The organism is Spirosoma koreense, assembly GCF_054777875.1.
Genome location: NZ_BAAHAC010000022.1, coordinates 2,045,273 through 2,057,388 on the forward strand (window position 1 = coordinate 2,045,273; position 12,116 = coordinate 2,057,388).

The window sequence follows — 12,116 nt, forward strand, 5'->3', positions numbered from 1 at the left end:
GTAACAAAGTTTGTGGTCACTTTGTTACGAAGACAGAAAGCGGGCAACTGCTTTCGTTGGCTGCTACAGACTCGGTCTGAGCAGCCAAAATGGTGTGGATAGAATCGGAAAGCCCGGCTGTTCTGCAGCCCGGCTTTTTTGTTTAATACAGCCAAAGCCAGTGGCGAACTTAGCCGACCCGGTGTTGCGGATAGTGCTGACTCAGAAACTGCTTAGCCCCGCATCGATCACACGCAGGGGTATGGAAGTTGTCATATAGACGGTTGGGATGTGATCGGCCTGCCTTATCGATCCCTGACGGCCGGACGCGCAGCTGTAGTTTATTTCCTGGTTTTTACCTCTCGCTTCATTTCTCCCATCGCACAGAACGTTAATTTATGCCATAGACTGTGGCTGCGCTGAAAGGACACTTTTTTTTGTAATTATTAACTAAACGGTAGGTAAATGCTTCAATAAAGTCACAAAAGATTGATTAGGCAATGGTATGTTTTTCTAATCCCGCAATCGGTCACGGCATCCACGATTACCACGAGTGCTTGCATCGGTAATAAGTAGGGTCGGCCGGATTATTTGCCATTCACGGCCGACGCTTCCAGTACATTGGCGGGTCGTAGCCGGGCCACGCGGATACCCGACATGTTTTTATGCCAGAGCAGGTAATCGCTCAGCGTAGCGGACGAAATCATAACCTCACCCAGATCGGAGGAGGCATGCATAAGGTGAACACGACCGTCGGGTTGCCGTATGGCCAGCCCAACGTGTTTCATGTCCAGCCCCGGACGGGCGGCCATCAGCATGATAATATCGCCGTCGCGCAGCTGTGCTTCGGCCTGGGCAATGTTTTTGCTGGGAATAAACGAAAACGACAGCTGACTCAGCGAGGCTTCGGTCTGGGCAATCTGCCTGAAAATGGCCGGATCGATTAATTTGGGGTATTTGTAGGTAGCCGTCGTCATGTACGACACTGGTTTGGCAACCGAAATATTTCCTGGTACTTCGTGAGTCACATCGGCCACCAACCCTTTGCGCTCGTTATCGCGCAGCCAGTCGGAAAAGTAATGCAGGCGACTAACGTAGCCGTCAATCCGGCCATCCCGGTAACGAAGCCGGGTCAGATACTTACGAAAGGATTCTTCGAAAAGTAGCGTGTTTTGCTTATCGGGCACGTCGTGGCAAGCCAGGGCCAGGGCCAGCGTAGTTTCCACGTAAGTCGTGCAATCGAATTCACGGAGATTGACAATCAACTGCTCCGTCGGATTTACATCGAGCGTGTGAGGCACGTATGGTTTGCCCAGCAGCTGTCTGCCCAGCATAACCGCCGTTTCGGCAGGGGTTTTGCCTTCGGCGAGGGTTAAAGACCGCAAAGCTGTAATCGTAAGAGTATCCTGTGCCCGCCCGCTGAAAGCAACCAGCAGGAGCAGAAAAAATCCGGTAAATCGGTTACGCATAGATAGGTGGGTACTTTAGACCATGGTCTCTAGACGGACCACCGGGAAAAAGGTAAACTAAAGCTACGATTTAATTTCGAGTACACGAACGCTTCGGGGTGGCAAGACAAGCGGAACCCCAGCAACGCCGACGGCTTCCAGCTCGGTATCCGTCAGGAAAATATCGGTGTATCGATACGGCCGACTCGCGTCCAGCCCCATAACTGCAAAGGCAGAATCGGGAATCCGTACGGTCGTGTCGTAGGTAAACTGATTCGAAAAGTTGCAAACGATCAGCAGTTTCTGACGGTCGGTGTACCGCAGGTAGCTGTAAAGCCGGTGCGCATCGTAGCCCGGGCTCTGTCCGCTGTCATTAACGTATTGCAGGTCGTAGAAGTAGCCGTTCTGAATGGCATCGGACCCGTTGACGAGGTGATTCAACTGATGATAAAACGCCCGCAGGTTGCGCTGGTCGTCGGTTAGCGTACCACCGTCGTACTGCCCCCCGTTGAGCCAGCCCTGCCAGCGTGGCAAACCCCAGTAGTCGAAAATGGTGGTACGTCCGTCGTCGCCACTGAACCCTTCGATCCCTTCGGCTTTGACGCCCACTTCCTGACCGAAATAAATCAGAACAGGGCCCGTGTGCATGGTGGCCGTGAGGGTCATGCCCGGAATAGCTGCCCAGGGGTCGCCGGCGAAGAAGCGGGAGGCAATCCGCTGTTCGTCGTGATTTTCCAGAAACCGGAGCATGTGCTGCGAAAAGTCGCCGGATTCCTGCTGCCATACCCGCGTGAGGTTGTAGCACGAGCCGTCGCCTTCCATCAGCTCCCGGACCGAATCGTACAAGCCCACTTTATCGTAGAGGTAATCGAAGCCGCCCTCAAAAATGTAGGATCGGTAGTTCCAGGGTTCATAAATTTCAGCGATGAAAAGAATACGCGGATAGCGCTTCTTTACCCGGCTGATGGCCCACCGCCAGAACTCGAGCGGCACGTAATGGGCCATGTCGCAACGGAACCCGTCGATGCCTTTGTCGGCCCAGAAAAGCAGAATATCGAGCATCTGGTGCCAGGTGGCCGGAGTCGGGTCGAAGTGGCGGCTGCCGTCGAACACATTGACGCCGTAGTTGATCTTGATCGTTTCGTACCAGTCGTCGATCTCGGGTGCTGCGGTGATGGAGCCGCTTCCGGTAACCTTGGCGGGGAATTCTTCATAGGGAGCCTGATTGCCCTCAAGGATCGGATTGGGCGACACGAACGATTCGCCTGGCAGGTAGTAAAAATTATTGGACGGCGAGAAACCAACGGAGGTATCATCGTTCTGGCCCAGGTCGACAACCCCAGCAGGTTTGACGTCGGACTGGTACTGACGGGCTACGTGGTTCGGAATAAAATCGATGATCACCTTCAGACCATGTGCGTGCGTACGCTGCACCAGCGCATCGAACTCGGCCATTCGGTTCGGCACATCCACAGCCAGGTCAGGATCGACATCGTAGTAATCTTTAACGGCGTAGGGCGATCCGGCTTTTCCTTTTACCACACTGGGGTTGTCGGGCCGAATACCATCGGCGGAGTAATCCGTCTGCGTCGCGTGCTCGATGATACCTGTGTACCAGACGTGCGACGCGCCGAAGTGCCGGATCGAGCGCAGGGCTGCATCGTTGATGTCGTTGAATTTACCGACCCCGTTTTCGTCCCGGCTACCATAATACCGGTTAGTCGTGTTCTGATTACCAAATAACCGGGTGAAAATCTGATAAATGATCAGTTTGTCCGTCACCGGAACAACAGATGCGTTATACATGCGCTCAAACGAATTCAGTTAGAAAGCCTCACAAAACTAGGCCCTTTTTTTTCGATAATCGTGGGTTATTTTCGCGTTCTTGTTGCATTATTTTTAGCCTGCCAGCCATGACCCATTTTACCCTCAACCTACAAATGAGAAAAATTACGATTAATGCCCTGATCGGCCTGCTGGTAACCCTTGGGCCTGGGCTGGCCCAGCCGGTGCAGATTCAGCGGGTCAATCCTACTAACTGGTGGGTTGGTATGAAGAACCCGAAACTACAGCTGATGGTTTACGGACCCAGGGCGGGCACGCTGGCCTACACCCTCCGCTATCCGGGTGTGCAACTGCTGAAGACGCATACGGTAGAGAACCCGAATTTCGCTTTTCTGGATCTGGTCATTTCTCCGGCAGCCAAACCGGGCACCCTTCAACTGGTGGGCAAACGCGGCAGTCAGACGCTCACGCAGCCGTTCGAACTGAAAGCCCGCGACAATGCGCCGAAAGGGCAGGGGGTAACCTCGGCCGATTTTATTTACCTGGCCATGCCCGACCGCTTCGCCAACGGCGACCCCAGTAACGACAAATTTGCCGACATGGCCGACCCCAACGCCGACCGGGCGAATCCGTTCTACCGGCACGGGGGTGATCTGATCGGAGCGGCCCAGCGCATCAATTACCTGAAAGACCTGGGCGTGACGGCCGTCTGGTTTACGCCGGTGCTGGAAAACAACCAGCCGCTGACGAATGAAGGCGGGTCGATGCGCTCGGCCTACCACGGTTATGGCTTCACCGATCATTACGCCGTCGACCGGCGGCTAGGTGGTAACGATGCCTACAAAGCGTTTGTTAAACAGGCGCATGCGGCCGGTCTGAAAGTGGTGCAGGACGCGGTCTATAACCACGTCGGCATCAACCACTGGTTTCTCAAAGACATGCCCAGCAAAGACTGGCTGCACCAGTGGCCGACGTACACGAACACATCGTACAAATACCAGCCAATTACCGATCCGCACGGGGCCGAAAGCGACCGGCGGGTCACGCTCGACGGCTGGTTTGTGCCCTTCCTGCCCGACCTGAACCAGAGTAACCCGTTCGTCGCGAATTTCCTGATTCAGCATGCGCTCTGGACGGTCGAAAATTTTGGGGTGGATGCATGGCGGATCGATACGTACATGTATAATGACCAGCTGTTTATGAACCGCTGCAACCAGGCCCTGATGGACCAATATCCGAAGATTCACATTTTCGGCGAATCGTGGGTCAACAACGTGGTCGACCAGGCGTATTACACCCGCAACAAAATCGATTTTCCGTTTAAGTCGAATCAGCCCGGTGGTCTGGATTTCGTGCTGTATGCGTCCATGAACGACGCCCTGAAGCAGAAATTCAGCTGGGACGACGGCGTCAACCGGTTCTATCAGGCGCTGGCGCAGGATGCCGTTTATGTCGATCCGAACAAGCTGGTAACGTTTCTGGACAACCACGATACCGACCGCTACCTGTCGGTTATTGGCGAGGATTACGACAAATACAAGATCGGCCTGACCTGGCTGCTGACCACGCGTGGGATTCCGTCTATGTACTACGGCACCGAAATCCTGATGAAGAATTTTAAAGACCCGTCGGATGCCGAGGTTCGGCGCGACTTTCCGGGCGGTTTTCCTGGCGATAAAGAAAACAAATTTGAAGCAGCTGGCCGGACCGACCGCGAAAATGACGCGTTTCTGTTCGTGAGAAAATTGGCCACCTACCGGCGCGATAACCCGGTCATGCACAGTGGTAAGCTGATGCAGTTTTTGCCGCAGGAAGGCACCTACGTGTACTTCCGGTACGACGGCAGCAAGACCGTAATGGTGGCTACCAACACCAACGACAAGGAAATTTCGCTCGATACCGCCCGCTTTGCCGAACGTATGAATGGCTTCACATCGGCGCGAAACGTGCTGACCGACACAAACCTGTCGGACCTGAAACTGATCAGACTACCCGCCAAAACCGCGCTGGTACTGGAGTTGCAGAAATAAGCCCTTGCCATCTCCGGAATCGTAGGGATAACCGGTCCGACTGGCTACTTTTGCCGTTCAATCGCTGGAATGTAGTATGCCCACAAAAGCCTTTTTATTTGATCTCGACGGGGTTATCGTCGATACTGCCACTTATCATTTCCAGGCCTGGAAACGCCTGGCAAACGACCTGGGATTCGACATATCGGAAGAATTTAACGAGCGGCTCAAAGGCGTCAGCCGCACTGAGTCGCTCGATCTGATTCTGGCCCACGGTGGCCTGACTTTACCCGACGAAGAAAAGACGGAACTGGCGGCCCGAAAAAACACCTGGTACCTGGAGTTGGTCAGTCGGATGACCTCCGACGATATTCTGCCCGGCGTGGCTACGTTCTTCGCACAGGTGCGAAAAGCCGGTTTGCTGACGGCGCTCGGGTCGGTCAGTAAAAATGCACCCCTGATTCTGGAGCGTATCGGTATGACCGACGCTTTCGATGCCATCATCGACGGAACCAAAATCAGCAAAGGGAAACCCGATCCGGAAGTGTTCACGAAAGGAGCGGATGAGCTGGGCGTCCGCCCGTCGGAGTGTGTGGTGTTCGAAGACGCCGTAGCAGGGGTCGAGGCCGGTAAGCGGGGTGGTATGTTTGTGGTGGGTCTCGGCTCGCCCGAACTGCTCGCACAGGCCGATCTGGTAGCGCCGTCGCTGCAAGCCCTGACGGTCGATGAGGTGCTCGAAAAAAGTAATGGATAGGCCAACCGGGGCTTGTGTTCGTGCTTATGTGCGAACACAAGCCCCGGTTGTGGTTTACAACAGAAGCTCACACTGATAACCAAGCCGATTGACTAAATCGATGATGAGCGCCGGTATGATGCGTGGGCCTTCCACCCGTAGCACCCGGTCACAATCTTCCAGATCGAAGCTGATTCGGTCAGCCTGGATGTGTTCGAAAAGTATTTGGATCAATCGTTTCGAAACGTCCATATTCTGAACGTTAGTTTTGAACACTTCTACCATCATTCCGACAGAAAGATTATGTATTTTCATGGATAGTGACATTCGTAAAATTCACCTGATCGACTGGCTCTATTTTCGTTCATTCGAATTGAGTTTTGTCGAATTGTCGGCTTAAAATTACGCCGGAAGTCAGGGTTTTTTAGGGGAAAATGCGTCAAAAAAAGGGGTTGATTCCGGCAGTGATTTTCTGTATATTTGAGTTATGAAGCATATATCGATTCTGGTACCGAAAGGCCATATTAGCCTGACAAATATTGAAGGAACGTATCAGATACTTTCCGAGGTAAATGCCCTGCGGGAAGCGGTGGGTAAAGAGCCGATCTTTACCATTCAACTGGTGGGTATCTCCGGGGAAAAAAGTCTGCGGAACGGTTTGTTTACGGTCAATCCGGACCGGTCGTTTCGGGAGATCGAACAAACTGATCTAATCATCATCCCTGCGCTTTTCGGCGATCCACAAACAGCGGCTACCACGAACCAGGAAGTGATTCCCTGGATTGTGAAGCAGCACCGGCAGGGAGCCGAGGTGGCCAGCTTCTGCATCGGTGCTTTTTTTCTGGCCACAACCGGTTTGCTCAACGGAAAGCAATGCGCAACGCACTGGCGGTTTGCCAACGAATTCAGAGCGATGTTTCCGAAGGTAAATCTGGTAGATGACAAAATCATGACCGAAGAGGACGGCCTATATACCAGCGGTGGGGCATACTCATATCTGAATTTATTGCTGCATCTGGTCGAAAAATACGCGGGTCGTGATATCGCCATTCTGATCGCCAAAGCGTTCATGATCGATATCGACCGAAGCAGTCAGTCGCCTTTCATTATCTTTCAGGGACAGAAAATGCACAAAGACGATTTAATTATAAAAGCACAGGATTTTATCGAAGCAAATTTTCCGGAAAAAATAACCGTCGATCAACTGGCCGATATGCTGGCATTGAGTCGCCGAAATTTAGAACGTCGGTTTAAAAAAGCAACCAGCAATACCGTTACCGAATACGTACAGCGCGTGAAAATTGAAGCCGCCAAAAAAAGCTTTGAAACCAACCGAAAAAATATAAGTGAAGTGATGTATGATGTCGGTTATTCAGACGTCAAAGCATTCCGCATGATTTTCAAAAAAATCACTGGCTTGTCGCCCATCGAATACCGAAATAAATACAACAAAATTACCGAAACGTTTGAGTTTGCTTGAGCTATTGTATCGCGGCCGTGTACATCCGCTCACTTGGCCTGCTTGCGCGCTTTATATTCCTGAAACCGGTTGCGGTACTGGTTCAGCTGATCGGGCGTGTAGCGTTTCTGGTATTCGACCGGCAGGTCGAGTCGTTCCGGATCCAGCGCGGGGGCCTGATCGAGGAGCGTATTTTGGCCTTTGCCGTTTTTGATCAGGGCAAAGGAATCGTATTTCTCACCCGTCACTGTGTAGGATTGATACGATAGCTTATCGCCGTCGATGGTTATGGTCTGATAGAGCTGGGTGTTCGAAGCCGCCCGGTCCATCCAGTCCTGCAAACCAATATCGTACATTTTCGGACCGCTCACCGACACCACGTAAATAGGACCGTTCGGGTGTTTACGGCTGTTTCCCAGCGGCATGTTCAGGCCCCGCCCGTAGGTATGGTCGTGCCCCTGCAAAACCAGATCGACGCGGTACTTCCGGTAAATCGGCTCCATGCGTTCCCGCCATTCGTTGTTATCGCGCCCTTTGGCCGTCGAGTAAATCGGGTGGTGGTGCGTCACTACGGTCCAGCGGTTGGGATTGTCGGTCAGGGTCTGCACGAGCCAGTTGGCCTGGGTGGTCATCACGGTCGAGTCGAGCAGGGCGGCCTGAGAGTTCAGAGAGATAAAACGCGTGCCCTGGTAATCAAAAAAATAGGCAGTTTCTTCGAGCCCTTTTGGCCCATTCTGGGGTAGCACGAACGAAGGCCGCCAATGGCGCGATACCCGCGTTTTTCCCTGCTCATCTTTAAAATACTCGTGGTTTCCCGGCGTAGCGAGAGTGGGCACCATGCCGTTGATCCACCCGCCCGCTTCGAACCATTCGGCCCACTGCCAGTCGGCATTAGACGTTGTGATCAGATCGCCCGCGTGAATCATCAGACTCACCGTGGGCAGGGTCGAGTAAGCGCCCCGGATGGCCCGCGACCAGAGCGAGCGAATGTCGTTCTGGGCATCGCCGAAATACAGGAACGAAAACGGCGCCGGACCTGCCTGCGCGGTTCGGAACTGAAACCACTCGGTCCAGTGGGTACCATCGCCAACGCGGTAATTGTATTTGGTGGCTGGTTTGAGGTTGTTGAAATGGACGGAATGGTACAGAACCGTCCGTCCGTCGATCTGAATACGTTCGGTTGTCGCCGAAACGGTCGTGGCTTTGCTCGCCACATCGGGCGAAGGATCGGCTTCGGCAATGACTCCAATGGCGTTGGCCACGGTAGAGTCTGTCCGCCAGTTGACCGACTGCGAGGTTGTCGGAGCCGCCTGCCAGCCCAGAATTACCCGGTCCGGATAAACCGTCGGTGGATACTCTTTATGGATTTGGGCTTTCGCGGACAACAGAATGAATAGCAGCGCAACCGCACCGAAAAGACGTTTCATGGATAGGTGGTTTTAAACAGAACGCATGTTGCCGGGAACTACTTTTTCGTCGTAGCGCCCAACGTCCGATAAACTTTCAGCACGTGATCTGTCTGAATGACATCGACACCGATTAGCGCAGCTTTCAAGTATTGGTCGGGCAAATCGGCCTCGTCCAGCAGATCCGAAAATACCTTTACCCCATGCTGGTGAATCTGGTCGACGATCGGTTTGGTCAGAAAAGGCCAGCTTACGTCGAACGCATAGGGGTGCAACCGGGCAATTTTATCGGCAAGGTCCTCGGGTTTTTTCAGAGCGGGCATGAGTTTGGCGGTCGGCGCTATTTGTTGCAGCGCCAGCAGGGTTTGATCGGAGCCGTAAAAAACGGCATCTTTCAGCAGATCGTAGGTTATTAAATTGTTAATCAGCGGCTCGGGGGCCACATCCTTACAGTCGACGTACAGGTTCGTTTTGGCCGAATGATGGGCGTTCCAATTGGCCAGGAGTCGGCAAACGTCTTCCAGCGTCGGGATGCGCTCCTGCTGAAATGAGTCGGGAAACCCTTTGCCGGCCGACAATTTATTCAGCTCGCTCAACGGCTGAGCGTTGACAGGCCCCGCTCCGTTCGTGGTCCGGTTTAACGAACCATCGTGCAGAATGACCAGTTGCCCGTCTTTGGTGGTTCGAACGTCGATCTCAATATAATCGACCTGCAGCGCCAACACCGCCCGGAACGTAGCCAGCGTATTCTCCGGGGCCGTTTCCGACGACCCTCGGTGTGCCGAAACCCCCGGCCGGTGGTGTCTGGCTAAGTGCTCTCGAAAATAGGTAACAGAATCGGACACCGTCGATTGGCTGAATGCAGCGAAATGAATCAGGAATGAGCCGAGCAGAAGATTGAAACGCCAGAGTAAGTACTTCATTGGATAAAAAAATAACCCTTATTTACTTGCCGGACCGCTGATGACGCCCAGATACCGACCCATCCAGTAGGGCAGCAGAAACGAATCGCCCGCGCTTAGTTCACTGACCACGTTTGTCCGACGATCCAGATTAAATTGATTTCGATTGTGTTTGAGTTCGGGTCGTTCGTCGGGCGGTAACACCTCACGGGTCGTTTGCCCCCGAAAGTTTTCCGGTACGAACGTCAGGTCTTTGCGGTGACTGTTCTGCATCGGCCATTCGATCAGGTCCAGCGGAAACTCCTGTAAATACCAGGCAACCTCCGGCAGGTCGAAGTCGTTGGCACCGGTCATGGCGTAACACAGGTTCCAGAGTCCGTCTTTTTCGGGGCGTTCGGCCCGCCAGTGATCGGCGATGGCCTCGCCGTATTTCGCTTTCAGTTCGGGCGTGAATGCATAGGGGTAAAGGCACCAGTAAGCCAGAAAATACATCTCGTCGTCGGAGTGGTTCCAGCCGTCAGACATGTGTTTGCTGTGTTCGTCGGCATTGGCAGGCGCGTGGCCCAGCACACTGATCGGCCGTAACAGATTGTCCAGATAGCCGTGTTTCTGCATCAGCTCGTACGCTTTCTGTTTATACAGCGGTTTGCCCGTAAAATGATAGGCCGCCTGCAGAAAACCGATGATGTTGGAGGAATTCAATTTCCGGTCGCCGACATTGACCGGAAACGCATTGACGTAACCCGGGTTCCACTTGCCCCATAACGTAGGTTTTCCGTCTGTATCGATCAGATACCAGTCGTTCCGGATAATGTTGGTCATCAGACCATCCATCAGCCGGATTGCCCGCTGTTTGACGTCGCCATCCATTAGCTCGGCCAGGAGCGTAAGACAGAACATTTGCCCGACGGTCTGGTCGCTGCTGGTGGTCCCACGCCAGTCCCAGGCGGGGTCGCTGGCGTGGTGCCAGCCGTTGGTCGTGCCGCCATCCCAGGCTTTGGCTTCAAATTTATGATAACCCCGACGCTCGAAACCCCGACCGAAAAAGCCGTCCATGCCCGTCAGGGTGAAGAGCCGTTCCATAGCCTCGAACGATTCGAGGCAGTTCTGCCGGGCTTCCGGGTCGCCCGTTACTTTGTAGCGAAAGAGCTGGCTAACCAGATACATCGACGTCCAGAGGTTATCACTGTCGCGCTGCCCTAGCTGAAACGTGCTCAGATCGCCGTTTTTAAGCAGTACTTCGTCGCAGTTGAATCCGTAACGAATGTGCCGCTGCCGAACCTGTTTTTCGTACCGGAGCGCCTTCTCCTGTAGGGTCATAGATTCGAAATGCAGCTCGCCTAACCCCTTGTCGGTCAGAATCAGCACGGTTTTGTCGGGTCCTTCGGTAATGGTCGTGACCACCTTGCCGGGAAACCAGCGTTCGCCGAAATAGTAATTGAATGTTCCGTCCGGACGCAGCATGAAAGCGCCCATGCTGGAGCCAAACCACAGTTGATCGTTAACGAAGGCGATGGCGGTCAGCTCCGGACAGGGCAGCTTCGTCTGAAGTGCACCGATGGGTTTGCCGGTTTCCGCATCGAGGGTAATGTACCCCGCCTTCGTGCCGACGAAAACTTTGCCCTGGGCTTGTTCGAAACAAGTGAGGTTCGGTTGTTGAAAAACCGTTTTCAACTGACCCGTCTGCCCATTGATAACGCTGAGTGAATGAGCGCCCAGCACCCAGACCTGGTTCCTAACCGCGTCGAAGCGAAGGGCTTTAACCTGGTCCTGGCTCAGGGTAACCTCCCAGAACACCGAATCCTGCCGAACCGCTTTCAGGCGCATGCCGTCCGAGACTACAAACGTTGCCGGGCGGCTCGTTTCGCAGAACAGGCGGGCGTTGGGAAGGCCGTGTTTGAGAAAAAGTTTTCCGGCCCAGGCATTGCTCAACACCGCTATATCGTCCAGATAAACAAACTGCCGATCGACCAAACTCATCGCTTTTAAGGACCGGTCGGCCATCGGACGGTACGATCGATCCGTTTCCAATGTGCCGGGATACTGAAACTGACCCGCCCGCGGCCGGAGCAGTCCTTTCGACGACAGCAGTTGAACCACGCCATTGCGGTCGGTACAGACGCTTTTCAACTGAACCGTGCTATCGGCAGGATAGTATTTTACGCTATAATCCTGCATATATGGCACATCCTGATAGACAGCTTTTTGCCCCAGAGCCATGGTGTGAACAAGAACCGAAACAATCAATATTCGAACGAGTACGCACATACGGTGATAGGGTTGAGTCATGATGAGGTATAGCGCGGCCGGGCTGGCGTACCACCGGGCTGGCGTACCACCGGGCTGGCGTACCACCGGGCTGGCGTACCACCGGGCTGGCGTACCAGTTTTCATC

Annotated in this window: 9 protein-coding genes; 3 read left to right on the forward strand and 6 right to left on the reverse strand. The window is 53.8% G+C overall.

Annotated features, from left to right (window positions below; genetic code table 11):
- Positions 1-566: 566 nt before the first annotated feature.
- Positions 567-1,448, reverse strand: a complete 882-nt coding sequence (locus ACYVC2_RS21905; protein ID WP_461105727.1) for an N-acetylmuramoyl-L-alanine amidase-like domain-containing protein — start codon at positions 1,446-1,448, stop codon at positions 567-569.
- 63 nt (positions 1,449-1,511) lie between these two features.
- Positions 1,512-3,233 carry an alpha-amylase family protein gene (locus ACYVC2_RS21910; protein WP_461105729.1) on the reverse strand — a complete coding sequence of 574 codons (1,722 nt, stop codon included), beginning with the start codon at positions 3,231-3,233 and terminating at the stop codon, positions 1,512-1,514.
- A gap of 134 nt (positions 3,234-3,367) precedes the next feature.
- Here ACYVC2_RS21910 and ACYVC2_RS21915 point away from each other — a divergent pair, with 134 nt between their 5' ends.
- Both ACYVC2_RS21915 and pgmB read left to right on the forward strand, forming a co-directional pair.
- Complete coding sequence (locus ACYVC2_RS21915) at positions 3,368-5,242, forward strand: glycoside hydrolase family 13 protein (RefSeq protein ID WP_461105731.1); 1,875 nt, start codon at positions 3,368-3,370, stop codon at positions 5,240-5,242.
- Positions 5,243-5,318: 76 nt separating this feature from the next.
- Entirely contained in the window at positions 5,319-5,975 is a 657-nt protein-coding gene (pgmB, locus tag ACYVC2_RS21920; protein WP_461105733.1) for a beta-phosphoglucomutase, read from the forward strand.
- 54 nt (positions 5,976-6,029) lie between these two features.
- On the opposite strand, the gene ACYVC2_RS21925 is transcribed toward pgmB, so the two are convergent.
- The gene (locus ACYVC2_RS21925) at positions 6,030-6,269 is read right to left on the reverse strand and encodes a hypothetical protein (RefSeq protein ID WP_461105735.1); all 240 of its coding nucleotides are present in this window, start codon (positions 6,267-6,269) and stop codon (positions 6,030-6,032) included.
- A 172-nt stretch (positions 6,270-6,441) separates the two neighbouring features.
- Between ACYVC2_RS21925 and ACYVC2_RS21930 the strand changes: the two genes are divergently transcribed.
- Positions 6,442-7,434, forward strand: coding sequence for a GlxA family transcriptional regulator (locus ACYVC2_RS21930; RefSeq protein ID WP_461105737.1), 993 nt, complete (start codon positions 6,442-6,444; stop codon positions 7,432-7,434).
- Between the two features lie 29 nt (positions 7,435-7,463).
- Here ACYVC2_RS21930 and ACYVC2_RS21935 read toward each other — a convergent pair whose 3' ends face one another.
- The 3 genes from ACYVC2_RS21935 to ACYVC2_RS21945 are packed head-to-tail and all read right to left on the reverse strand — an operon-like array spanning position 7,464 to position 12,115.
- Positions 7,464-8,840 (reverse strand): purple acid phosphatase family protein, encoded by a 1,377-nt coding sequence (locus ACYVC2_RS21935; protein ID WP_461105739.1) that lies wholly within the window; start codon positions 8,838-8,840, stop codon positions 7,464-7,466.
- A gap of 38 nt (positions 8,841-8,878) precedes the next feature.
- Positions 8,879-9,742 carry a glycerophosphodiester phosphodiesterase gene (locus ACYVC2_RS21940; RefSeq protein WP_461105741.1) on the reverse strand — a complete coding sequence of 288 codons (864 nt, stop codon included), beginning with the start codon at positions 9,740-9,742 and terminating at the stop codon, positions 8,879-8,881.
- A gap of 18 nt (positions 9,743-9,760) precedes the next feature.
- Complete coding sequence (locus ACYVC2_RS21945) at positions 9,761-12,115, reverse strand: hypothetical protein (RefSeq protein WP_461105743.1); 2,355 nt, start codon at positions 12,113-12,115, stop codon at positions 9,761-9,763.
- Position 12,116: the final 1 nt, after the last annotated feature.

Coding starts and splice junctions, on each gene's coding strand:
- ACYVC2_RS21905 (WP_461105727.1), bottom strand. CDS start 1,448: ATGCGTAACCGATTTACCGGATTTTTTCTGCTCCTGCTGGTTGCTTTC.
- ACYVC2_RS21910 (WP_461105729.1), bottom strand. CDS start 3,233: ATGTATAACGCATCTGTTGTTCCGGTGACGGACAAACTGATCATTTAT.
- ACYVC2_RS21915 (WP_461105731.1), top strand. CDS start 3,368: ATGAGAAAAATTACGATTAATGCCCTGATCGGCCTGCTGGTAACCCTT.
- pgmB (WP_461105733.1), top strand. CDS start 5,319: ATGCCCACAAAAGCCTTTTTATTTGATCTCGACGGGGTTATCGTCGAT.
- ACYVC2_RS21925 (WP_461105735.1), bottom strand. CDS start 6,269: ATGAAAATACATAATCTTTCTGTCGGAATGATGGTAGAAGTGTTCAAA.
- ACYVC2_RS21930 (WP_461105737.1), top strand. CDS start 6,442: ATGAAGCATATATCGATTCTGGTACCGAAAGGCCATATTAGCCTGACA.
- ACYVC2_RS21935 (WP_461105739.1), bottom strand. CDS start 8,840: ATGAAACGTCTTTTCGGTGCGGTTGCGCTGCTATTCATTCTGTTGTCC.
- ACYVC2_RS21940 (WP_461105741.1), bottom strand. CDS start 9,742: ATGAAGTACTTACTCTGGCGTTTCAATCTTCTGCTCGGCTCATTCCTG.
- ACYVC2_RS21945 (WP_461105743.1), bottom strand. CDS start 12,115: ATGAAAACTGGTACGCCAGCCCGGTGGTACGCCAGCCCGGTGGTACGC.